The organism is Xanthobacter sediminis, from assembly GCF_043195015.1.
In the GTDB taxonomy this organism is placed as follows: Bacteria; Pseudomonadota; Alphaproteobacteria; order Rhizobiales; family Xanthobacteraceae; genus Xanthobacter.
Genome location: NZ_JBAFWH010000013.1, coordinates 76,273 through 98,062 on the forward strand (window position 1 = coordinate 76,273; position 21,790 = coordinate 98,062).

General features: G+C 68.4%; 20 protein-coding genes and 1 tRNA gene. 13 read left to right on the forward strand and 8 right to left on the reverse strand.

Annotation, left to right across the window (positions count from 1 at the left end; all coding sequences use genetic code 11):
- Window position 1: 1 nt before the first annotated feature.
- Genes V5F61_RS16690 through V5F61_RS16700 form a run of 3 tightly spaced genes read right to left on the reverse strand, consistent with a single transcriptional unit; the run spans window position 2 to window position 3,812 of the window.
- Window positions 2–1,456: a nickel-dependent hydrogenase large subunit gene (locus V5F61_RS16690; protein WP_393989805.1), complete on the reverse strand. Its 1,455-nt coding sequence runs from the start codon at window positions 1,454–1,456 to the stop codon at window positions 2–4.
- The gene (locus V5F61_RS16695; RefSeq protein WP_393989804.1) at window positions 1,453–2,463 is read right to left on the reverse strand and encodes an NADH-quinone oxidoreductase subunit B family protein; all 1,011 of its coding nucleotides are present in this window, start codon (window positions 2,461–2,463) and stop codon (window positions 1,453–1,455) included. Before V5F61_RS16695 ends, V5F61_RS16690 begins: the two co-directional genes overlap by 4 nt.
- Complete coding sequence (locus V5F61_RS16700; RefSeq protein ID WP_393989803.1) at window positions 2,460–3,812, reverse strand: sensor histidine kinase; 1,353 nt, start codon at window positions 3,810–3,812, stop codon at window positions 2,460–2,462. Before V5F61_RS16700 ends, V5F61_RS16695 begins: the two co-directional genes overlap by 4 nt.
- A gap of 156 nt (window positions 3,813–3,968) precedes the next feature.
- Here V5F61_RS16700 and rsmI point away from each other — a divergent pair, with 156 nt between their 5' ends.
- The 4 genes from rsmI (at window position 3,969) to V5F61_RS16720 (ending at window position 6,893) form a co-directional block, all read left to right on the forward strand.
- Entirely contained in the window at window positions 3,969–4,946 is a 978-nt protein-coding gene (gene rsmI / locus V5F61_RS16705; protein WP_393989802.1) for a 16S rRNA (cytidine(1402)-2'-O)-methyltransferase, read from the forward strand.
- Entirely contained in the window at window positions 4,939–5,322 is a 384-nt protein-coding gene (locus tag V5F61_RS16710; RefSeq protein WP_393989801.1) for a YraN family protein, read from the forward strand. The genes rsmI and V5F61_RS16710 overlap by 8 nt, the downstream gene beginning before the upstream one ends.
- A gap of 100 nt (window positions 5,323–5,422) precedes the next feature.
- Window positions 5,423–6,367: a glutathione synthase gene (gshB, locus tag V5F61_RS16715; RefSeq protein ID WP_393989800.1), complete on the forward strand. Its 945-nt coding sequence runs from the start codon at window positions 5,423–5,425 to the stop codon at window positions 6,365–6,367.
- Window positions 6,368–6,395: 28 nt separating this feature from the next.
- The gene (locus V5F61_RS16720) at window positions 6,396–6,893 is read left to right on the forward strand and encodes a PepSY domain-containing protein (protein WP_393989799.1); all 498 of its coding nucleotides are present in this window, start codon (window positions 6,396–6,398) and stop codon (window positions 6,891–6,893) included.
- Window positions 6,894–6,917: 24 nt separating this feature from the next.
- Here the strand turns inward: V5F61_RS16720 and V5F61_RS16725 are convergent, their stop codons facing one another.
- Together V5F61_RS16725 and V5F61_RS16730 are read right to left on the reverse strand one after the other, a co-directional pair.
- Complete coding sequence (locus tag V5F61_RS16725; RefSeq protein ID WP_393989798.1) at window positions 6,918–7,700, reverse strand: class I SAM-dependent methyltransferase; 783 nt, start codon at window positions 7,698–7,700, stop codon at window positions 6,918–6,920.
- A gap of 151 nt (window positions 7,701–7,851) precedes the next feature.
- Window positions 7,852–9,165 (reverse strand): MFS transporter, encoded by a 1,314-nt coding sequence (locus V5F61_RS16730; protein WP_393989797.1) that lies wholly within the window; start codon window positions 9,163–9,165, stop codon window positions 7,852–7,854.
- 216 nt (window positions 9,166–9,381) lie between these two features.
- On the opposite strand from V5F61_RS16730, the gene V5F61_RS16735 reads away from it, so the two are divergent.
- The 3 genes from V5F61_RS16735 to V5F61_RS16745 all read left to right on the forward strand — a co-directional run bounded on the left by V5F61_RS16735 (window position 9,382) and on the right by V5F61_RS16745 (window position 12,565).
- Window positions 9,382–10,914 (forward strand): YifB family Mg chelatase-like AAA ATPase, encoded by a 1,533-nt coding sequence (locus tag V5F61_RS16735; RefSeq protein ID WP_393989796.1) that lies wholly within the window; start codon window positions 9,382–9,384, stop codon window positions 10,912–10,914.
- 345 nt (window positions 10,915–11,259) lie between these two features.
- Window positions 11,260–12,174: a helix-turn-helix domain-containing protein gene (locus V5F61_RS16740; RefSeq protein WP_393989795.1), complete on the forward strand. Its 915-nt coding sequence runs from the start codon at window positions 11,260–11,262 to the stop codon at window positions 12,172–12,174.
- Between the two features lie 304 nt (window positions 12,175–12,478).
- Window positions 12,479–12,565: transfer RNA gene (locus V5F61_RS16745), tRNA-Leu, on the forward strand.
- 484 nt (window positions 12,566–13,049) lie between these two features.
- On the opposite strand, the gene V5F61_RS16750 is transcribed toward V5F61_RS16745, so the two are convergent.
- The gene (locus V5F61_RS16750; protein ID WP_393989794.1) at window positions 13,050–14,393 is read right to left on the reverse strand and encodes an NAD(P)-binding domain-containing protein; all 1,344 of its coding nucleotides are present in this window, start codon (window positions 14,391–14,393) and stop codon (window positions 13,050–13,052) included.
- A gap of 531 nt (window positions 14,394–14,924) precedes the next feature.
- On the opposite strand from V5F61_RS16750, the gene V5F61_RS16755 reads away from it, so the two are divergent.
- Window positions 14,925–15,650: a FadR/GntR family transcriptional regulator gene (locus V5F61_RS16755; protein WP_393989793.1), complete on the forward strand. Its 726-nt coding sequence runs from the start codon at window positions 14,925–14,927 to the stop codon at window positions 15,648–15,650.
- On the opposite strand, the gene V5F61_RS16760 is transcribed toward V5F61_RS16755, so the two are convergent.
- Together V5F61_RS16760 and V5F61_RS16765 are read right to left on the reverse strand one after the other, a co-directional pair.
- Window positions 15,634–16,920, reverse strand: coding sequence for an ABC transporter substrate-binding protein (locus V5F61_RS16760; protein ID WP_394104056.1), 1,287 nt, complete (start codon window positions 16,918–16,920; stop codon window positions 15,634–15,636). The genes V5F61_RS16755 and V5F61_RS16760 overlap by 17 nt on opposite strands.
- Before the next feature lie 297 nt (window positions 16,921–17,217).
- Window positions 17,218–17,595 carry a hypothetical protein gene (locus tag V5F61_RS16765; protein ID WP_393989791.1) on the reverse strand — a complete coding sequence of 126 codons (378 nt, stop codon included), beginning with the start codon at window positions 17,593–17,595 and terminating at the stop codon, window positions 17,218–17,220.
- Window positions 17,596–17,628: 33 nt separating this feature from the next.
- Here V5F61_RS16765 and V5F61_RS16770 point away from each other — a divergent pair, with 33 nt between their 5' ends.
- From V5F61_RS16770 to V5F61_RS16790, 5 genes are all read left to right on the forward strand, one after another.
- On the forward strand, window positions 17,629–17,985 hold the full coding sequence (locus V5F61_RS16770; RefSeq protein WP_393989790.1) for a hypothetical protein: 357 nt from the start codon (window positions 17,629–17,631) through the stop codon (window positions 17,983–17,985).
- Window positions 17,986–18,259: 274 nt separating this feature from the next.
- Window positions 18,260–19,615, forward strand: a complete 1,356-nt coding sequence (locus V5F61_RS16775) for a tyrosine-type recombinase/integrase (RefSeq protein WP_393989789.1) — start codon at window positions 18,260–18,262, stop codon at window positions 19,613–19,615.
- A gap of 352 nt (window positions 19,616–19,967) precedes the next feature.
- Window positions 19,968–20,486, forward strand: coding sequence for a helix-turn-helix domain-containing protein (locus tag V5F61_RS16780; RefSeq protein ID WP_393989788.1), 519 nt, complete (start codon window positions 19,968–19,970; stop codon window positions 20,484–20,486).
- Window positions 20,487–20,576: 90 nt separating this feature from the next.
- Window positions 20,577–21,296, forward strand: a complete 720-nt coding sequence (locus V5F61_RS16785; protein WP_393989787.1) for an Abi family protein — start codon at window positions 20,577–20,579, stop codon at window positions 21,294–21,296.
- A 261-nt stretch (window positions 21,297–21,557) separates the two neighbouring features.
- A partial coding sequence (locus V5F61_RS16790) for a transposase (RefSeq protein WP_393989786.1) occupies window positions 21,558–21,790 on the forward strand: 233 nt, incomplete at its 3' end.

A 21,790-nucleotide genomic window follows, 5' to 3' on the forward strand; every position in this document is an offset into this window, starting at 1 on the left:
CTCAATGCACCGTGCAGACCATGCAGGGGTCGAACGAGCGCACGATGTGCTGCACGCTCACCGGCGTGGTCTCGCCCTGGCGCACGGGCGCGCCCGCCAGCGCCGCCTCCAACGGGCCGGGCACGCCGGCGGCATCGCGCGGGGAGAAGTTCCAGGTGGTGGGAGCGATGATCTGGTAGCGGGCGATGCGGCCACGCTCCACCACCAACCAGTGGCCGAGAGCGCCGCGCGCCGCCTCGGTGAGGCCGAAGGCGCGGCCCTCCTGCGGCAGCGCCCCCAGCGCGCACCAGGGCTCTGTGGGCGCGAGCGCGCGCACCCAGTCCGCCATGGCGAGGAGGGTGCGGGCGGTCTCCAGCAGGCGGGCCACCACCCGCGCCCGCACGCTCGCCCCCTCCCGCGCGACGAGGGCGCGGGCGAGGGGATGGCCATCCACCACCTGCCGGGCGAGGGCGCCGGTTTCGAACGGCCGGCCGGAAAGGCGCGGCGCCTTGCACCAGGTGTAGCCGGTCTCGTCCTCTGCATCGGGAAAGGTGGAGCCCTCGAACGGCGGATGGGGCGCCGCGCGCCCCTCCATGCGGGCGAAGGTGTGGTCCTCGGTGATGGCGTCCACGTGGAGCGCGCCCGGCCGCCCCTCGGAGAAGGTGCCGGCGGCATAGAGCCGCCCCTCGTCCTGCGGGTAGGCGCCGTAGGAGAGGAAGCGGTCGTAGGCGCGGCCCATGCGGTCGAGGCCGAGATCGGCGGAGATCGTGAGGAACAGGGCAAGGTCCCCCGCCCGCCCTTCCGCCCAGCGCTCCAGCTCCTCGACGCCGGAGAGGGCGGCGACCTCCTCCAGCGGCGCGGCGAACAGGTGCTCCTCCAGGGCCGCGCGCACGGCGGAGAGGGTGGCGAGAAGGCGCATCTGGTCGCGCGCATCGGCGCTGCGGCTCACCCCGCCGGGCTGGAGCGCCAGGGTGTGCGGCCAACGCCCGGCCAGGAGCCCCATCACGTGAAGCAGGCCCGCGCGGGTCTGCAGCGCGCGCGCCACGCTCGCCCCCCGCGCCGCCTTGAAGCGCCGTTCCGCCTCCATGAACCAGGGGCGGTCCTCATAGATGGCGCGGGCGAAGTCCGGCATGAAGAAGACATGGAAATGGGTGAGATGGTCGGCCAAATTCTCGGTGGCAACCATGAGGTTGGTGGCGATGCGCCCGTTGCGGGTGGGCATGAGGCCCTGAAGCTCTGCCAGTGCCAGCGCCGCCGCGTGGGACTGCGACACCGAGCAGATGCCGCAGATACGCGGCGCGATCACCAGCGCGTCACGCGGGTCGCGCCCTTCCAGGATGCGCTCGAAGCCGCGGAACAGGGGCGAGGAGACATAGGCGGCGCGCACGGCGCCATCGGCGATGTCGAGGCGCACCTCAAGGTCGCCTTCCACCCGGTTGAAGGGACCGACGACGAGACGGGTCAGCGTGTCTCTCATCTCTTCTTGATGTCCCGCACCATGGGCGGCGTCAGCACGTGATCGGCCGTGGCGTTGCGGCGCAGGCGCTCGGGCGTCGCGGCCTTGGCGAGGGAGGAGAGGGCGATGAACCACGCCTTCGGCATGTCCGTGGGCAGGCCCACGGGGATGCCGCCGATCTTCGGCGTCTCCAGGAAGGCGTGGCCCGGCTCCTCGAACTCCGGCGCCGTGCAGTTGATGCAGGCGTAGCCGCCCCGCGTGCAGGAGCCCTCGCCGTTCCACAGGCGGGTGTTGCAGTCGGCGTGGGCCTGGGTGCCCAGGCACCCCAGGTGCTCCATCATGCAGCCGAGGTCACTCATCTTCTCGGCGCTGGCCTTGTATTCGTAATATTCGTTGCGCGGGCAGCCATGGTGCACCAGGTGATCGGCGTAGAAGCGCGGCCGCCCGTAAACGTCGAGATCATCAGGCCCCATGAGGCCGGCGGACAGCAGCATCAGCGTCTCCGTGACCCAGTTGGGATGGGTCGGGCAGCCCGCCACGTTCACGACTGGCAGCCCGCCGGTGGCGCGGAAGTCCGCCCCCAGCGCCCCGCCCTTCCGCCGCCCGTCATATTGCAGGCCGCAGGCGTCGGCGGGGTTGACCCCGGCGGCGGTCACCCCGCCATAGGCCGCGCAGGTGCCCACCGCCACCACGTGGCGCGCCACGCCGGCGAGCGCCCGCGCCCACTCCAGCATGGGCCGGCCGGTGCCGGCGAGGATGTGGAAGCGCCCGGTGCCGTTCGGCCCGCGCAGCAGCGCGCCTTCCACGCACAGGGCATCGAGCACGACCTCGCCCGCCAGGATGGCCTCGAACAGGGCCACCGCCTCGGTCCCCGTCTCCTCCGAGAGGGTGGGGTGCCAGAGAATGCGGATGCCGGCCCCGGCCAGGGTCGTCAGCAGGTCCGGCGCCTCGGCGCAGAGCAGCGACATGGTGCAGCCGCCGCAGCCGCCCGACTGCAGCCAGAGGATGTTGAAGGGAGCGCTCGTCATCGCGCGTTCCGCCCCGCCGACCGCGGAAGGGTGAGGGTGGCCACCGCGCCGCCGCCGGGGGCGTTCTCCACGGTGAGGCGACCCTCGTGCTCCTCCACGATGCGGTAGCAGATGGCGAGCCCGAGCCCCGTGCCCTTGCCCACCGGCTTGGTGGTGAAGAAAGGATCGAACACGCGGCCAAGCACCTCCGGCGGCAGGCCGGGCCCGCTGTCGCGCACCTCCAGCACCACCGCGTCGGCGGTGCGGCTGCCGTGGATGTCGAGGCGCGGCGCGGGCCGCCCCTCCATGGCGTCGATGGCGTTCTGCACCAGGTTCATCACCACCTGGTGGATGTGGCCGGGGTGGCCGACAGTGTCGAACCCCTCCGGCAGGTCCACGCGGGTTTCCAGGTCCGGCATCTGCGATTTCGCCACCCAGTCCACCGCCGAGCGCGCCACCGCGGCGAGGTCGAACGGCTCGCGGGCCTCCCGTCGATCGGAGGAGAAGCGGCGCAGGTCCGCCACGATGTCGCGCACGCGCTCGGCCCCCTCCAGCATGCCGGCGAAGGCGGAGGGGATGTCGGCGAGGGTGCGGTCCACCCGCAGCTCCGCGCGCGCCGCGGCGGCCGCTGCCGGGCCGCCCGCATGAACCGCGTCGAGATAGGCCATCAGCCGGTCCACGTAGCGCTTGAGGGCATGGGCGTTGCCGTAGACGAAGGAGATGGGATTGTTCAGCTCGTGCGCCACCCCGGCCACCAGCCGGCCCAGGGAGGCCATCTTCTCGGAGTGGACGAGCTGCTGCTGGGTCCGCTTCAGGTGCTCGTGGGCGCTGGCGAGGTCGGAATAGGCCTGCTTCAGCTCGCCGATGGGCCGCCCCACCAGCACGATGCCCACCGCCCGCCCGCGCGGATCGAACCTCAGGGCGCCGTTCACGGCCACCGGCTCCGGCCCCTCGGGGGTGGCGAGGAAGAATTCGCGGTCCACGATGCGGGCGCGGCTCGCCATGGTGGCGAGCACATCGGCGGCGCTGGTGGGCGATGCAGGGGCGATGAGAGCGGCGAGCGGCCGCCCCACCAGCGCCTCGGCATGCTGGCCGAAGGCCCGCTCGGCGGCGCGGTTCACCTGCTCGACCCGCCCGGAAAGGTCACAGGCGACCAGCACGTCCGTCATGGCGCCGAGCACGCCGGCGATGAAGCCCTGGGCCTCCTCCAGCGCGGCGTTCTTGGCCTCCAGCTCCACCTGCTGGCTCACCAGCTCGGCATAGGCCTCGTCCATCTTCTGAATGACGGAGATCCAGGCCTGATCGGCCTCGGCCGCGCCGAGGTCACCCGGCAGCTCGCCCTCCCCAGCGAAGGACGGGAGCGGAGGCATCAGCGGAACGTCCTCCCCCGCGGGCATGGCGTGTCCTCAAGCGTTGCGGTTCCAGGCGCGGCGCGCACGGCGGCATGCTAATCCCGGCCATCCCCCCGGCGCAACGGCGGTCGCGAGGCGCTCCCATTCGCGCCCGTCCGGCGCTATGGTCGTGCCATGAGCACCATCGCCCCCCCGCACGCACGCGCCGCCGCCGGCAGCGACCATCCGCGCACCTTCCTCCTCGGCACCGCCACCGTCACGGCGCCGGGACTGGCGGGCGGCCTGCACGTGGTGGCGACCCCCATCGGCAACCTCGGCGACATCACCATCCGCGCCCTGGAGACGCTGGCCGCGGCGGACGTCATCGCCTGCGAGGACACCCGCGTCTCCCGCCGCCTGCTGGACCGCTACGCGATCCGCACCCCGCTCATGGCCTATCACGACCACAACGGCGCCAGCGCCCGGCCGAAGCTGCTGGCGCGGCTCGCGGCCGGGGAACGGGTGGCGCTGATCTCCGATGCCGGCACGCCGCTGGTGTCCGATCCCGGCTTCAAGCTGGTGGTGGAGGCGGCGGCCGAAGGGCACACGGTGCACCCCCTGCCCGGCGCCTCCGCGCTGCTGGCGGCGCTGGTGGCCGCCGGCCTGCCCACCGACTGCTTCCTGTTCGACGGCTTCCTGCCGCCCAAGGCCGGGCAGCGGCGCAACCGCATCACGGCCCTGGCCCAGGTGCCGGCCACCCTGGTCTTCTATGAAAGCGGGCCGCGCCTCGCCGAGAGCCTCTCGGACCTCGCTTCCGTCCTGGGCCCCCGCCGCGCGGCCGTGTGCAGGGAGCTGACCAAGACCTTCGAGGAAGTGCGGCGGGGCGACCTGCCCGCCCTCGCCGCCCATTATGCCGCCGTCGACGCCCCGAAGGGCGAGATCGTGCTGGTGGTGGGCCCGCCGCTGGAGGAAGCGGCCGGCGACGACGCCGTGGACGCGGCGCTTGCCCGCGCCCTGGGCGAAGCCTCGCTGAAGGATGCGGTGGCCGCCGTCGCGACCATGACCGGCCGGCCGAAGCGCGAGGTCTACGCCCGCGCCCTGGCCCTCACCGAGGGGCGGCACGCCCCGAACCCCGACGCCCCGGCCCACGACACCCCCGACAGCGATGCCTGAACCGGGCCCCGTCCCCCGCACGCCGGCCCAGCGCGCCGCTCATGCCCGCGGCCTCGCGGCGGAGGCGCGCGCCGCCCGCCTGCTGGAGGCGCTGGGCTTCGCCATCCTCGCCCGGCGCGCCCGCACCCAGGCCGGCGAGATCGACCTCATCGCCCGGCGCGACGACCTCCTGGTGTTCTGCGAGGTGAAGCGGCGCGCCAGCCTCGCGGCGGCGGCGGAATCCCTTGAGCCCCGCCAGCAGCGGCGCATCGCCGCCGCGGCCGAGGCCTGGCTTTCCGATCAGGCCGAGCTTGCGGGCCTTTTCATGCGCTTCGACGCCATCCTGGTGGCGGGCGAGGCCGCGGAGCACCTGCCCGGCGCCTTCGAGGCGGGATGAGGCGCGAGGTGACGCGCGTGAGCTGGCGGGCGGCAGCGCCGCGCTATAGATAGAGGCAGAGAGGCCCCGGACAGCACCGCGCGGGCCGCCGGAGATTGCCATGACCCTTCAGGTCGCGGTCCAGATGGACCATATCGCCACCATCAACGTGGCCGGCGATTCCACCTTCGCCCTGCTGCTGGAGGCCCAGCGGCGCGGCCATGCGCTGTTCCACTACACGCCCGACCGCCTCGCCATGCGCGACGGCGTCGTCTACGCCACGATCGAGACCCTGAGCGTGAAGGACGAGGCCGGCGCCCATTTCGTGCTGGGGGAGAAGCGGCGCGTCGCCCTTTCGGAGATGGACGTGGTGCTGCTGCGCCAGGACCCGCCCTTCGACATGGCCTACGTGACCACCACCCACCTGCTGGAGCGCATCCACCCCGGGACCCTGGTGGTGAACGACCCCGCCCATGTGCGCAACGCGCCGGAGAAGATCTTCGTCACCCACTTCCCGGAGCTGATGCCGCCGACGCTCATCACCCGCGACCTCGACGAGATCAAGGCCTTCCGCGCCGAGCATGGCGACGTGGTGATGAAGCCGCTCTACGGCAACGGCGGCGCCGCCGTGTTCCGCCTCACCGCCGACGACCTCAACTTCGGCTCGCTCTACGACCTGTTCTCCACCACCTTCCGCGAGCCCTGGGTGATCCAGCGCTTCCTGCCCCAGGTGAAGCACGGCGACAAGCGCATCATCCTGGTGGACGGCGAGGCGGCCGGCGCCGTGAACCGGGTGCCGAACGAAGGGGACCTGCGCTCCAACATGGTGCGCGGCGGCGCCGCCCGGCCCACCGACCTCACCGACCGGGAGCTGGAGATCTGCGCCCGCATCGGGCCCTCGCTCAAGGCCATGGGCCTCCTCTTCGTGGGCATCGACGTGATCGACGGCAACCTCACCGAGATCAACGTCACCTCCCCCACCGGCCTGCGCGCCATCAAGCGCCTCGGCGGGCCCGACATCGCCGTCCAGATCTGGGATCGGATCGAGGAGAAGCGCGGCGCCTGAGCGCCCCGCCACCGCCGGAGGGAACCCCATGGGACACGCCAAGACCCGCAGCGCCCTGACGACACGCCACGCCTCGAAGGCGCGCCTCGCCCTGCCCCTCGCGCTCGCGCTCTTCGCCGCCCCGGCGCTGGCGCAGACCCCGCCCGAGGCGCAGTGGCGCCCGGCCTCGGAGATCGCCACCCATCTCGCCGAGAACGGCTTCCGCGTGATGAAGCTGGACCGCGAGCATGACGGCTACGAGGCCGACCTCATCGACCGCCAGGGCAACCGGGTGGAGGCGCGGGTGAACCCGGTCACGGCCGAGCTGGTGAGCACCAAGTCCGAAGGCCGCGCCGGGCCGGTGCACGAGCAGTGGCTCACCCTCGCCCAGGTGGCCCGCCACCTGGAGGGCAAGGGCTTCACCGTGCGCAAGATCGAGACCGAGGCCAGCGGCTACGAGGCCGACCTCACCGACCGCGGGGGCGCGCGGACCGAAGCGAAGATCGACCCCATGAGCGGGGAGATCCTCGCCTCCAAGCCCGACTGACGCCCTGCCGGCGTGCGGGACGCCTCAGGCCGCCCGCGCCACCAGGGTCAGCGTATCCACGGTGAAGCTGCCGTCGGGCTCGATCTCGAAATGGCGAGCCACATCCGCGCTCGCCCCCTGCTGGAGGCTGCGGATCGCATCCACATGCAGCGCGCTGGTGCGGATGCGCGCCACCCAGGAGGAGAACTCCAGCCTGAGCCGGTGCTCGCGCGCCTCCTCCACCACGAAGCCGGCGGCGGCGAGGTGCGCCGCCCATTCGGGCCGTGAGAAGTCTCGCCCGTGGGAGGGATCACGCAGCAGCTCCACCGCCTGGAGGAAGGTGTCGGCCACCGCCCAGACCGGCGCCGCCACGTCCATGAACACCGCCCGGCCGCCGGCCTTCAACACGCGGCGCGCCTCGCTGAGGCCGCCGTGCAGGCTGCGCCAGTGGTGGGCGCTGTAGCGCGAGGCCACGGCATCGAAGCTCCCGTCGGCGAAGGGCAGCGCCTCTGCCACGCCGCGCGCGGTGGCGATATTGCCGAGCCCGCGGCGCGACGCCTCCGCCGACACCGCCTCGAGCATGGCGCCGGAAAGGTCATAGGCCACCGCCTCCCTGACGAACGGCGCGGCGGTGAAGCTCACATGGCCGCCGCCACAGCCGAGATCGAGCAACCTTTCGGGCCGCTCGCGCTCCAGGAGGGCGGAAAGGGCCGCGAGATCCGGCCCCTGCGCATGCACGGCGCTCGCCACATAGGCCGAAGCCTGCGGCCCGAACTGCTGCGCCACCAGGTCCGCGAGACTGGCGGCGCGCGGGGTGTCCTCGGTCATGGCGTGTCCTCCCTCTTGCCTCAGCACCAGTGCCAAACGCGGCACCCTTGGGCAACCTGCCGCAACGGCAGATCCGGTTTGCCGCCGGGTGGCACCTTCGCAAGCCTGCGCGGTGCCCAAGCGCTCTCCGGCGCTGGCCGAAGACGGAACCTCAGGCGGCAGCCACGCGGTCCCGGTCCGGGTGGTGGAAGGCGAGCACCAGCACCACGGAGGAGGCGCCGAGGGCGGCCATCAGCCAGAAGCCGTCATCGAACGAGCCGCGCAGGTGCAGCACCCAGCCCGTGAGCGCCGGCGCGAGGAAGCCCGCCACGGCGAAAGCGAAGTCCATGATGCCGAGGGCGGTGGCCGCCCGTTGCGGCACGATGTCCACGTTCACCGCATAATAAGCCGCGTTGGCGCCCATGGAGGCGGCCACCGCCACCGTGATGCAGGCCACAGCCAGCGGCAGGCTGACGCCGAACGCCACCGGCACCACCGCCGCAGCCGCCACCAGCTGCGTGCCCGCGATGAGGTAGGAGCGCGCCACCCTGAGCCGCCCGGTGGTCTTCAGCAGGTGGTCCGACCAGTGGCCGAACGCCCACAGCACCGCCGCCGCCGCCAGCCACGGCAGCACCGTGAAGGCGCCGACCGTGGTGAGATCGAGCCCGTAGACCTGGTGCAGGTAGCTCGGCAGCCAGGTCATGAAGAAAAACAGGAAGTAGCCGAAGACGAAAAACGCCCAGTAGTTCACCAGCAGGGTGGGATTGGTCAGCAGCAGCCGCGCAATTCCGCGCCCGCCGACAGGGGCATCCTGCGCCTCGTGCGCGCCCGCGCCATGCCTGCCCGCCTCGTGCGCGCCGGAAGCCGGCGCCCCCGCGCGAATGTGCGCAAGCTCCTCCGCGTTCACATGGGGAGAACCGGCGGGATCGTTCCGGAACAGCACCAGCCACAGCGGCACCCAGACCACCGAGATCAGGAACAGCACGCCGAAGGTCCAGCGCCAGTCCAGCAGCGCCAGGAGCTGGGTGACGATGGGGCCGCCGATGGCAAGGGCCAGCGGCACCGACACCAGCGCATAGCCCAGGGCGCTCGCCTGCTCCTGGGGCGGCAGCCAGCGGCTCACGGCACCCGTCAGCGCGGGAAAGTTCGGCCCCTCGGCCACGCCCAGCAGCACACGCGCCGCATAGAGCGCGGCGAAGCCCGTGGCCGCGCCGGTGAGGCCGATGGAGAAGCTCCACAACACCGCCGCCACCGCCAGCACGCCGCGCGCCCCCCACCGGTCCACCGCGATGCCCCCGAGGAGGGTTGTCAACGCATAGCCGATGCCGAAGGCGCCAAGAATGGTGCCCGCGTCCAGCTTGGAAAGCCCGAGCGCCTGCTCCATCAGCGGGATCGCGTAAGAGATGGCCGCCCGGTCGACATAATTCACCACCGTGATGGCGAACAGGAGCAGGACCACCACGAACCGGAAACGTGTCGCCGCCATTGCGGGCCTCCTCTGCGGGCCTTCTCGTCCCGGCCCGATCCTAGACCCTTTCGGCCCATCTCGGGCAATGCGGTGCGCGACAAGCCTGCGCGCCGGCGAAATTCCGCGCGCATCCCTGCCGTCATGCCGGAGATCGCCTTGTTCATACTCCGTTCTTGCTCCGGGCACATCCGTTCGATAGGATTTGCAATCTACGGCTGAACATGGGGTGCAGCGGTGATTCAGCGGGTGGCGACGGTGGCGTTCCAGGGGGTGGAGGCGCGCCCCGTGGATGTGCAGGTGCATGTGGCGGCAGGCCTGCCCGCCTTCACCATCGTCGGCCTGCCGGATAAGGCCGTGACGGAGGCCAAGGAGCGGGTGCGCGCGGCGCTGATCGCCTCCGGCCTCGCGCTGCCGGCCCGGCGCATCACCATCAATCTCGCCCCCGCCGACCTGCCGAAGGAAGGCTCCCACTACGACCTTCCCATCGCGCTCGGGCTCATGGCCGCCATCGGCGCCATTCCGGCCGATGCGCTGGCGGGCTTCACGGTGGTGGGCGAACTGGCGCTCGACGGCACCATCGCCGCCGTGGCCGGGGTGCTGCCGGCGGCCATCGGCGCCAATGCACGCGGCCACGGGCTGGTGTGCCCAGCACCCTGCGGAGCCGAGGCCGCCTGGGCCAGCCCCGAGATGGAGATTCTCGCCCCCGCCACTCTGCTCGAGCTCGCCAACCACATGAGCGGGCGCCAGGCCCTCGCCCGGCCCGAGCCGCTCATGCGCACGGACGGCCCCGCCGCCCTCGACCTTCGGGACGTGAAGGGCCAGGAGACCGCCAAGCGGGCCATCGAGGTGGCCGCCGCCGGCGGCCACAATCTCCTGTTCATCGGCCCGCCGGGTGCGGGCAAGTCCATGCTGGCGCAGCGCCTGCCTTCCATCCTGCCGCCGCTCGCGCCGGTGGAGATGCTGGATGTCTCCATGATCGCCTCGGTGGCCGGCGCCATCGGGGACGGCGGGCTGGTCAGCCGGCGCCCGTTCCGCGCCCCGCACCATTCCGCCAGCATGGCGGCGATGGTGGGCGGCGGCGCCAAGGCCCGGCCCGGCGAGGTCTCCCTTGCCCACAACGGCGTCCTCTTCCTCGATGAACTGCCGGAATTCTCGCCCCAGGTGCTCGATTCCCTGCGCCAGCCGCTGGAAACGGGCGAGGTGCTGATCGCCCGGGCCAACAACCGGGTCACCTACCCCGCCCGGTTCCAGCTCGTCGCCGCCATGAACCCCTGCCGCTGCGGCCATGCCGGAGAGCCCGGCTACACCTGCAAGCGCGGCCCGCGCTGCGCGGACGAATACCAGGCCCGCCTTTCCGGCCCCTTCCTCGACCGCATCGACATCCACCTGGAAGTGCCGGCCGTAAGCGCCGCCGACCTTGTTCTTCCCGCACCGGCGGAAGGCTCGCGGGAGGTGGCGGCGCGGGTAGCGCTGGCGCGGCAACTGCAGGCGGAGCGCTACGCCGCCCTCGGCCGGCCGGACGTGCGGACCAATGCGGAGGCATCCGGCCCGCTGCTCGAAGCCGTGGCCCAGCCGGATGCCGCCGGTGCCGCCCTGCTGCGCGACGCCGCCGACGCCATGCGCCTCACCGCCCGCGGCTATCACCGCGTATTGAAGGTGGCGCGCACCCTGGCGGATCTCGATGGCGCGGACGGCGTGGGCCGGCGCCATCTCGCGGAAGCGCTGGCCTACCGGGCCGCCGCCGAGCGCCCACGTGCCGCAGCCTGACACCGACCGGAGCGCATGCCTGCCTGCTCGGAATGGTGCGGGCGAGCCACCCCAACGCGGCCATTGATCGCCGGGGCGGAGGAGATACGATGGCAGCGCCAGCTACCACCGCGCAGACGGCGGACGCGCACCGGACAGGCGGCATTTCGCGTGTCGAGATCGTAATTTACTGCGTCCTGAAGTCGAGATAACACGAACCCCTCTCCTTCCGCGCGATCGGAGCGAGAAGTACGCACAGCATGGCGGCGGAACATGACGCCCAGAGTCGAGCCCCCCCTCCCTCCCCTCCTCTTCGGGAACAGGGAGAGAGTCCGGATCCGCTCCGTCCTGCAGATGCAGGAACAGGTGCAGCACGCCCTGGGCTGGAGCGCCGAATATGATGCGCTCGACGACCCCTCGGCCTTCGCCACGCAGCAGTCTTCTGTCACGGTCAACGGCATGCGGGTCACAGCCCTCGCGCATACGCCCATCCGCACCCGCGTCGATTCCGACGAATTCTCGTTCTTCATGCCGGTGGATGGCGGCGCCATCGAGTCCGTGGTCAACGGCGAGCGGGTCCGGTGCGACCCCATGCGTACGGCGCTTCTCGCCCCTGAAGGAGAGCGCATCGGCACAGGCCGCTCCCGCTCCATCGTCGTCGCGGTCCTGGAAAAACCGCGCCTGCTTTCGACCGCCCGCGCCATGCTGCGCGACGACGAGGCAGGGCTCGACCTCCAGCGGCCCAGCATCCTGCCGCTCGCGGCGGGGCCCATGAACTTCGATCTCCTGCTGCGCAGCGCCTGCCGGGCCTTTGATGCCTGCAGCATGAATCCCGTAGCCGCCGCCGCGCTGGCGGTCGACGACACCCTCTACCGCACCATTTGCGCGATGCTGTTGCGTGAGCGCCTCTTCGCCGAGGCCATGCCCTCCGTCACCCGCAGCGGCATCGACGCCGGCCTGGACCTGGCGTGCGAGTACATCCTCGCCAATCTCGGCGGCCGCATCAGCATGACGGACCTGGAGCGCATCAGCGGCCTGTCCACGCGCACCTTGCAATACGCCTTCCAGAAGCGCTTCGGCTGCACTCCCGTCACCTGGATCCGGAACGAGCGGCTGACCGCTGCCCGCGCCCTGCTGCTCGCGGCCGACGAGAAGACCACGGTAACCGATGCAGCGCTGGCTTTCGGCTTCTCCAACCTCGGCAATTTCTCCAGATATTATTCCGACAAGTTCGGCGAATACCCCTCCCAGACCCTCGCCGACGCCCGCGCACGAATGTAGCGCGCGGCTGCGCACCGAGCGGGACGGACCCCACCCAAAAGCAGACACGAGCACCCCGCCGAGAGCTTCGCCGCACCGCCGACGGGAAAGCGGGCTGGCGATCAGCCGCGGGGTATCGTATAGGAGCCCGGCGCAGCTTCCGCGCGGCGCGACAATGCAGGCGCGGCAGGACCGGTGGATGCGCGGCTCGCCCGCGACGGGTTGGAAACGGCATGTTTCAACAGGTCGCAGGTGGTGAAGGAAAAGGTTCGGGCCAACGAAGGTCGACAGGCGCAAAACGCCTCGGCCCCTCAGCGGCAAGAGTGCGGGCGTGGCGGAACTGGTAGACGCAGCGGACTCAAAATCCGCCGTCCTTACGGATATGTCGGTTCGAGTCCGACCGCCCGCACCATTCCTTCGTGACAAATAAGAACGCCGTGCGGGACGTCCAAGGCGTGCACATGCGCGGATTGGTCCCTTGCCGATGCGTCCCCTGAAGCTGGCCGACGTATTTTCTCAGCAGCGCGCCCGGGGCGGAGGCTCTTGGTGGCTCTGCATCAGGCAAGCGGCAGGATGTGCCGTTCGGTCGGTCGGCATTTCGCATCCCAATATCAAGCGTCCGCCCCGGCCCGCGGGAAATCACCGCAGTTCCGGACCTCGGTGACGCGGAGGGAAAGCACCTCGAGCTCGCCACGATCTTACATCTGCGGCAGGTGCACGCCGCCCTCAAGCACGCCCTGCCCGCAGCCGGGCTCGCTGTCTGGGCGCGTGCCCGGGGCGCACGGACTATTGATGCCTCAAGAGAATGCGCCGCTCATGCGAAAGCCCCGCGAGCGGGCTCGCGGGGCTCTTGGAAACATCCGTCCGGCCTCGGCTGGGGACCGAGGCCGGTGCCGTCAGTTCTTCAGGTACGCCTCCATGGAATCGTCCAGGGCGTCCTTCCAGGGGGTGTGGTGCACCGGCGCCATGGTGCCGGTGATGAGCGAGCGGTAGGAGTTATTGCGGAAGCCCATGATGTCTTCCACCTTGTGCTTCTTCCACTCGAAGAAGGCTTCGCAGGCTCCGTCCACGTTGAAGCTGGGATAGTCGGTGTCGGCGATCAGCTCCTTCACATAGTCGCCCTGATACTTGATGGCGTACTTCACCTCTCCCGAGGCATCCTCGCGGGCCACGCGCTCGGCCACGTCGGCAAGGAGCACTTCCTTGTCGGCGGGCACGGTGATGCGGCCAAGGATGATGTCGCGCACATACCAGGCCTGTGCGTCGAACATGTTGAAGGTGAACCATTGGTCCTGCATTCCGAGATAGAACATCTTCGGATTGTGGACGTAGACCACGCCCTTGTAGAGGTCGTTTGTCGCGAGGCGGTTCGCGGTCTTCAGGCGCAGGTCGTCGGGCAGGAACGGGAAATAGTGCTTGTAGCCGGTGCACAGGACAATGGCATCCACATCCTTGGTGGTGCCATCCTTGAAGTAGGCAGTCTTGCCATCCACCTTCACCAGCGCGGGCTTTTCTTCCCAGTTCCCGGGCCACTTGAAGCCCATGGGCGCGGTGCGGAAGGCGGTGGTGATGGACTTCGCGCCATACTTCCAGCACTGGGAGCCGATGTCTTCGGCCGAATAGGACGCGCCCACCAGCAGCACGTCCTTGCCGGCAAATTCGCGCGCGTCGCGGAAGTCGTGGGCGTGAACGATACGGCCGCTGAAATGCTCGAAGCCGGGGAATTCCGGCGTGTTCGGGCTGGAGAAGTGGCCGGAGGCGCACACCACGTGGTCGAAGCGCTCCTTGTAGACCCGGTCGTTGACCATGTCATGCACGGTCACAGTGAAGTCGTCGGCGTCCTTGTCGTAATCGATCCAGCGGATCACCGAGGAGAAGCGGATCCAGTCGCGCACGCCAGCCTTGATGACGCGGCCCTCGATATAATCGAACATCACCTCGCGCGGGGGATAAGAGGCAATCTGCTTGCCGAAATGCTCCTCGAACGAATAGTCGGCGAATTCGAGGCCCTCCTTGGGGCCATTGGTCCAAAGGTAGCGGTACATGGAGCAATGGACCGGCTCTCCATTCTCGTCCACGCCCGTACGCCACGTATAGTTCCACAGGCCGCCCCAGTTCGCCTGCTTCTCGAAGCAGACGATCTCCGGAATCTCGGCGCCCTTCTTGGCGGCGGACTGGAACGCCCGCAGCTGCGCCAAGCCAGACGGACCCGCGCCGATGACGGCAACGCGTTTGCTCATTCCCCTCTCCTCTATTCGGTCTGGACCAGTTTTTAGAACCGGTTCTTTCGGCTTGAACCAGTCTGGACATTACCGCATTCGCCGGACGTGTCGACGGGCAGCGGCCTTTTCCGCTGGCGAAAATATGGGCGAAGACAGTATAAATCATAGGCGATACTGGCGTTAGCAGAGGCAACTGGGGCTAAACTGGTATATTCGCGCCCACAGTCGGCGCCGGTCGCTCGAAGACGCATCGAACGTCCCCGGCGTATCGCGGTGAGGAAAGCTGCGGGCCCGCAGCCTCCGGAGAAGCGTGATGGCAACAAGAAGGACTGCCTTTGCTGCAGAATCGCGCCACAGCCGGCCACCGCAACCATGGCCTGAGCCGCCAGAGCCCCTTCATGGGCATATATTTTTCTGCTGAAGAAAAAGGCACCGCCGCATGCGGTCCGCGCGCAGGCGTCGCGCGGGCGACGATCTGGATTTTCGCCCCCCATCCGGCCTAAGAAGCCCCAGCGACCTTCCGCAGGGACCACACAGAGGACCTTAATCGTGGCCATATCTCCCCGCCGGACCGCCTCGGGCGTTCACGCCGAGCCCGTCGTCGGCGCCACGGTTCAATATGTCCTGGACACGCTGATGCTGCGGATCACCTCCCAGGAATACGGGGTGGACGAGCGCCTGCCCTCCGAGCGGCAGCTCGCCCAGGACCTCGGGGTGGCGCGCAACACGGTGCGCGAGGCCCTGGACCAGCTGGAGGAGCGCGGGCTGATCCGCCGTCGCGCCGGCTCCGGCTCGTTCGTGACCTATGACCCCAACGGCGCCGCCGATTCCGTTTCGGCGGTGGCGTCCGAGACCGGCCCGCTCCAGCTGCAGGTGGTGCGCTCCATCCTGGAGCCGGAGATGGTGCGCCTCGCCATCATCACCATGTCGCCGCGCCAGATCGAGGCGCTGGGCGAGATCCTCTCGCAGATGGAGGCGGTGCAGACCGACGCCATCGCCTTCGTGCGGCTGGAGGAGGAGTTCCACCGCCAGATCGCGGCCGGCACCGGCAATCCCCTGCTCATCGCCTGCTACAACCTGGTGATCGACGCGCGCCACCAGTCCTTCCGCGCCGCCATGTACCGGCGCCACCTCACGCCCAATCGTATCGCCGCCTACCAGCGCGGCTACAACGCGCTGTTCAACGCCATCGCTGCGCGCGACGTGGAGGAGGCGAGCGAATTCATGAAGCTCGCCCTGATCGAGGATCAGAAGCTGCTCATGCAGGAAGACTGAGCGCCGCCGGCCGCGCTGCCAGCCGCTGCTGCCAGGACTGCCCGAGCTCCGCGAGGTGGCGCAGCAGGGTCGGCGTGTGGCGGTCCAGCCACGCGGGCACCGAGCCGAACTCCATGATCCGCGCCCGTCCCTCGCGGATGGACACCACCGGCCAGCGCCCCACCAGCACGTTGTCGATGCCGTAGAGCTCGTTTCCCCACCAGCGCGCGGGGCCGAAGGCATGGGACATCTGCCGCCCCCGCTTCATGGCGGCCAGCACCGAGACCGGCTCGGTGGTATCGGCCCGCTCCACCGCATTGTGCCAGAGATCCAGCATGGAGGCGTATTCCCAGCTCACCGCGCTCCAGCTGCCGGGAAACCGCGCATTGTAGGCATCGAAGAAGGCCTTCGGCCGGTGGAAGAAGAAGGTGGTGTCGGTCAGCTCAGGGTCGTCGAAATCGGGAAACTGGAAGGTGAAGCGCTCCATGAAGCGGGCGGACGTGCGCGCGATCATGCGCGGGTAGTCGTCGCCGGTGCTGGAGAGCATCTGTCCCGCGAAGCCGCGGGCATGGGCGGCTTCAGTCAGCGCCTGGGTCATGGGCGGGGTGGAGGAGCACCAGCAGCAGATGTCCGGCGCCTCCGCCAGCATGGCGTCTACGATCCCCTCCGCCTCCGTAGTTTCGTGTGCGTAGCGGATCTCTTTCACCACCTCATGGCCGGCAACCTCGAAGGCCGCGCGGTAAACCGCGAGCGAGGGCAGGCCCAGGCTGTCCGCCTGGCTGCAGAGGGCGACGCGGCGCGCCGCGGGAAAGCTGCGGGCCAGCCAGTCCACCCCCGTGACATTGAACAGCGGGTGCACCTCGGCCGGAGCGATAAGATAGGGCGTGTCGGGCGAGAGGTCCGAGGGCAGCAGGGTGGCCACCAGCACGCGCCGCCGCATGAGCTGGTGCAGCACCGGCGCGAAGCTGTCGCCGCCCAGGGTGAGGACCAGCCGCACGCGCTGGCGCTCCACCATGTCGCGGGCGGCGGCGATGGTCTCCTGCGGGCTGCGCGCGCTGTCGTGGGCGATGATCTCCACCCGATGGCGCTTGCCGGCCACCATCATGCCGCCATGCTCGTTGATCCAGTCGATCCAGATGCGGCAGCCGTCGAGCCCCGGCTCGCCCCAGCACGCCTCGGGCCCCGACAGCGGCGTGAGCACGCCGATGCGCACCGGCGCCCGGTTCTGCGCGTCGAGGCGCGGAAGCGCGCCCGTGACGGCAAGGCGCTGCGCGAAGGATGAGGCGGTCATGCCCCATCTATAGCGGCGCGCCCCGCGCTTCAGATGCCTCAAATAGCGCCATCCCCCGCCGCTGAAAGCGGCGTCCGCGGCTCACCGGCCATGGGCCCGCAAACCGGCCCTCTCGAACGGCAGTGATGGAACGGCGGGACGCCGCCTGCCCCCGGCAAGCCGACACAGGTGGGAGCGCCATGAGCGAAGCGAGGCGGAATGATCATCCGTCAAAAAGGGGGGGGGAGCCGCTCTGCGTTCCGTCTCGACGGGGCTGGTGCGGCCGAACAGATCCCCTCATGCTTTGGTCCCGGCAGCTCAGAAGCGATGGCGGACGCCCTTGGTTTTCATGGCCTGGATGAAGCTCTCCAGGGGCGCATTGTCCCAGGAATCCTCCTTGCCGCTCAGGGATGGGGCGGTGCCTGCGGTCGCGAGGACCCCGGCGGCGCATTGGGCCGCGGCGCGGGCGGCGGATCGGAGCCGGTGCCGGCCTCCGGAGCTTGGCCGCCTGGGCGAGCGCCGCCGCGCGATCTGCGTATGCAGGGTCTCACGCATGGCCCAGCCAGCCAGCTTGCGGATGGCACCGGCAGCGGGAGGTTGATCGGCAACGTCGAGAAGAGGCTCACGGGCGCGCTGTCCGGCGGCACTGTCGGCAGGCACGCGAGAGGACGCCATACCGGGGACGGCGGCGAGCACGACCCCGCCCGCGTAGCGCACCGGGGCGAGTGTGTGGCCGACAAGGAAGCGACCTCGCACGTCGGCATCGGCACCCTGGACGCGATCCAGCAAGGCAAGAGGGGCGATGCGAACGGCGATCCGATGGGCAACCGGGGCATGGCCGGGCGGCCTTGCGCTGCCGAGGAGACAGCCGGCGGCGCCGGCCCCAGCATCAGCTCTCACCTGTCCATCGACGCGCGCGGGTCGAACATGACGGCGGACCAGTTTCGAGTGGGGTTCGCGCTGCCGGAGAATAATCGCGTGGCAATGAAACCCGTGCCGGACGTCGTCAAGAAAGCCCGGTCGCGGATGAAACAGGCGGACGACCCACAGGTCCAGGCCCGCTTTCCCGCTGGGATTTGTCGGTGACTTGGGATTTCGCGGCGACTTGGCCTTAGGCGCTAAGTCTTTGATTTAATGGCGCGCCGGGGAAGATTCGAACTCCCGACCCCCAGATTCGTAGTTCAGAAATGGCCCTTCGCCATGGCATCCGCCTGCCCTTCTAACTTTCCTTGTGTCATAATAACATATTGATTATCATTTTATAATCGTATCAGAGCGCGTTCTGGCGAATTTCAACTGCCAAACCTTTCGATCCGCCAAAACCGTTTCAAAAACCGTTTCAAAAAATAGGGGCTACGCCATGGCCGAACTGCGCTTCCAGATCAACGACAAGGCCATCGAGCGCCTCCCTCCGCCCGAGAACGGACGCTACATTGTCCGGGACACCGAGCTGAAGGGGTTCTTTCTCGTCGTCGGAGCTCGCAAAAAGACCTTCACCATCCAGGGCGACCTTAGGGAAGAGGGAAAGCGCGCGGCGACCATCCGGGTCGCAATCGGCGACACTTCGGAAATGTCGACGCGCGCCGCGCGGGCGGTGGCGAAGGAATATCTGGCGCAGATCAGCCGGGGGCAGCATCCCAAGAGCGAAGGGCGGACTGCCAAGGCGACGACGGCCGCCGCACTCGAAGCACCAGAGGCTCCCAAGATCGTCGGCATCACACTTCGAGCGGCGTGGGAGCGCTACAAGATCTCCATGGTTCGTAAGAACCGAAGCGAGCGCACCATCGAGAGTTATCGCGATCACATTGAGCGCATCTTTGCAGAGTGGCTGGACACGCCGCTGATCGAGCTCGGCAATGACCCGGCGAAGGTGGCCGCGAAGCATGACGCGATCACCGAAGAGAAGGGCCCCTACATAGCCAATGGCAGCATGCGGACGCTTCGGGCCGTGTACAACCACGCCCGCAAGACCAACCGGGAGCTACCCGCCGACAATCCCGTCGGAAGCATCGACTGGAATGGCGAGAAGCGTCGCGATACCGGTATGGGCCTCGCGGACCTGAAGGGCTGGTTTCTCGAATTGGCCGCGATCGACAACCCCATTCGACGAGAGTTTCACCTGTTCACTTTGCTTTCCGCATGCCGGCCTGCGGCGCTCAAGGAAGCCAAGGTCTCACACATTAATCTGCGCCGACGCGTGTTGCACGTCCCCAAGCCCAAGGGAGGCGCCGACCGCGCCTTCGATATCCCGCTCTCGCGGCAAATGATCATGTGCCTCACGCGGGCAATGCGCTTTGGCCGCCTGATGCACCCATTCGAGGCTCGGGAGTGGATCTTCCCTGCCGACAGCGCCAATGGCCATCTTTCCGAGCAGAAGGAAGACCGCGAGACGCTGTCGAAATGGGGCAACGACCTGCGTCAGACCTTCCGCACGATTGCTACGCCGGCCGGCGTTTCCGAACTGGACGCCAGGATGCTGATGAACCACTCCATCCCCGGCGTGAATGCAGGGTACATCACCCGTCATAAGCTTTTGGAGGATCACTTGCGCGCCCAGCAGCAGGCCGTCAGCTCTCTGGTCTTCGGTACGCTAGGAGATGCGGTCTCCAAAGAGGAGAAACTCGCCTCTTGGCTCGGGCTGGGAGCCACGCAGCGCACCATCCGTTGCGCTGAGGAGGCATTCAAGAAGCGCGAGGTGGTGGTGGCTCACCGGTGATTTTCCGCTACCGAAAGGCCAACGCGACAAACTCCCTCACGGGACGCCGACTCCGGGTTCGTGAGGCCCGACCAAGGTCTCTGGTATCACGACATCAAGCGACAAACCCGAGCGATAGCGAAAATTGGCCTACCCCACCGGACATCCAAGACCAGTCCCGGCGGATACTCGTTTATCCGCAGTCGCATTTCGTCAGATTATCAGGAGTGTCCTTCTTTAGGAGACACTCTTGTCTCCAGACTTACGGACACCTGCGTCCTGCAGGACTAGTCAAAAATGACTGGTGGTGATGCCTTGTTTCCCGCGTCAGCAAAGGGCATTTGTAGCTCGTCAGCCGACTAGGAACACTACCGTGACCACCCAAACGCAACAACCTCCGACCGGCGCACCGACCACTCCTCCGGTCAAGGGCGCGCAGAAGGCCTCAGTCGAAAAATGGGGCAAGGAGGTCATGGAGCTGGGCTTCTGCGTCGTGCCCTCGTTGCTGTTGCGGGCCCAGCGACGCCTGAACCTCAACCCGACCCAGCTCGCCGTCCTCCTCCAGCTCTGCGACTTCTGGTGGGACAAGGAGCGCAAGCCCTTCCCTAGCAAGGAGACGCTGTCCCAGCGCCTGAGCCTCAGCGAGCGTCAGGTCCAACGCTACATCGCCGAACTTGAGCAGGAAGGCCTGGTTCGCCGCATCGAGCGGCGCGCGAGCAATGGCGGCAAGCTCAGCAATACCTACGATCTTTCGGGCCTCGTACGACGTCTGCAGGCGATCGAGCCAGAATTCCGGCAGGTCGAGGAAGAAACGAAGGCTGCCCGGAAGGCGGTCGCCAAGCGCGGTTACAGGCCCTCAGGCCCGGCACCAGCAAAACAGGCGTCGGCGTGACACTGGCGGATGCAGATATGCCGTCCAGAAAAGCTGAGCCCCGGGCGCATGCCAACGGCAGAGGCGGACCCAGGGCTTACGGAGGAGAATATGGGTGAGCGGGGGGCAGTAGTCAAGAATGCCTTCTCCTATACCGATGCCGTGATCGACGCCCTGGAGACGTCTCTGTCTCCGGAGCGGATGGCGACATATGTCCGGAAGGCCAGCGGAGACAGGGAGAAGGCCGTTCGGCTCTATACATGGAACACTGCGGTCAGCGCCGCATTTTATGGTCCTCTTCAGGGACTCGAGATCGCGTTGCGCAACGCCATGCACCGGGAACTGGCCCGAAAATACGGCGAAGATTGGTACGACAATCCAGCGGCGGGGTTGGATGCCCGAACGCTGTCAAGACTCTCTGCGGCCCGATCTGACCTTCAACGCGACGGCTATGCTGATGACCCACCTCACATGGTTGCCGTGCTTTCATTCGGGTTTTGGGTCGCGCTCCTCGGCTTGGGCGGCCGACTCCCCGCTGGCAGTAAGGCGAACTACGACATGACCATATGGCGCGCTGGCGTGTTCCGAGCATTTCCGAACGCCCGCCTCAGCCGTAAGGCTGCCCATGGTCCTCTCGACTATCTGCGCACCTTTCGCAACCGCATCGCCCACCATGAGCCGATCCTCGATCGCCACCTCGCAGCGGACTATGCCTCCCTTTTGCAGATTGCAGGCTGGATCAGCCATGACACCAGGGTCTGGATCGAGCATCATAGCCGTGTTCCCGTGGTCCTTGCTCTATCGCCGGACGATCCTCGTCTGATGTTCTGACACCGACGTGAGGCACAGAGCGCGACATCAGTGACGAGACTTCCGATGCAGAGCGATCGCCGCGACTTCTTCACCGCGGTCCAGGTGGTCAACCAGAACTGATGGGGTTGTGGATGCCCCCCATCAGTTCACATTGTCCGTTGGCTGCAGTGTCGTTAGGGAAGACAATTGTGTTTTCGGTGACCTCAGCCAACGCCACCCTGAACCGCCCCTAGATTCCTGGACGCCTTCTTCCCTAAATTTTGAGGCAAGGAGGCCCCGATGGGCAAAGCGAACTTCACCGAGGACTTCAAGCGCGACGCGGTCGTTCAGATCACCGAGCGGGGCTATCCAGTTGCGGAAGTGGCTGCGCGGCTGGGGATCAGCAAGTACTCGCTCTACGAGTGGAGGAAACGGTACGGCAAGCCTGCCGCCGTGGCCCGCGATGACGATCAGGCCGCGGAGGTCCGCCGGCTGAAGCGCGAGTTGCAGCGCGTGACGGAGGAGCGTGACAT

Coding starts and splice junctions, on each gene's coding strand:
- gshB (WP_393989800.1), top strand. CDS start 5,423: ATGACCCTTCAGGTCGCGGTCCAGATGGACCATATCGCCACCATCAAC.
- V5F61_RS16720 (WP_393989799.1), top strand. CDS start 6,396: ATGGGACACGCCAAGACCCGCAGCGCCCTGACGACACGCCACGCCTCG.
- V5F61_RS16730 (WP_393989797.1), bottom strand. CDS start 9,165: ATGGCGGCGACACGTTTCCGGTTCGTGGTGGTCCTGCTCCTGTTCGCC.
- V5F61_RS16785 (WP_393989787.1), top strand. CDS start 20,577: ATGGGTGAGCGGGGGGCAGTAGTCAAGAATGCCTTCTCCTATACCGAT.
- V5F61_RS16710 (WP_393989801.1), top strand. CDS start 4,939: ATGCCTGAACCGGGCCCCGTCCCCCGCACGCCGGCCCAGCGCGCCGCT.
- V5F61_RS16760 (WP_394104056.1), bottom strand. CDS start 16,920: ATGACCGCCTCATCCTTCGCGCAGCGCCTTGCCGTCACGGGCGCGCTT.
- rsmI (WP_393989802.1), top strand. CDS start 3,969: ATGAGCACCATCGCCCCCCCGCACGCACGCGCCGCCGCCGGCAGCGAC.
- V5F61_RS16725 (WP_393989798.1), bottom strand. CDS start 7,700: ATGACCGAGGACACCCCGCGCGCCGCCAGTCTCGCGGACCTGGTGGCG.
- V5F61_RS16690 (WP_393989805.1), bottom strand. CDS start 1,456: ATGAGAGACACGCTGACCCGTCTCGTCGTCGGTCCCTTCAACCGGGTG.
- V5F61_RS16700 (WP_393989803.1), bottom strand. CDS start 3,812: ATGCCTCCGCTCCCGTCCTTCGCTGGGGAGGGCGAGCTGCCGGGTGAC.
- V5F61_RS16775 (WP_393989789.1), top strand. CDS start 18,260: ATGGCCGAACTGCGCTTCCAGATCAACGACAAGGCCATCGAGCGCCTC.
- V5F61_RS16750 (WP_393989794.1), bottom strand. CDS start 14,393: ATGAGCAAACGCGTTGCCGTCATCGGCGCGGGTCCGTCTGGCTTGGCG.
- V5F61_RS16695 (WP_393989804.1), bottom strand. CDS start 2,463: ATGACGAGCGCTCCCTTCAACATCCTCTGGCTGCAGTCGGGCGGCTGC.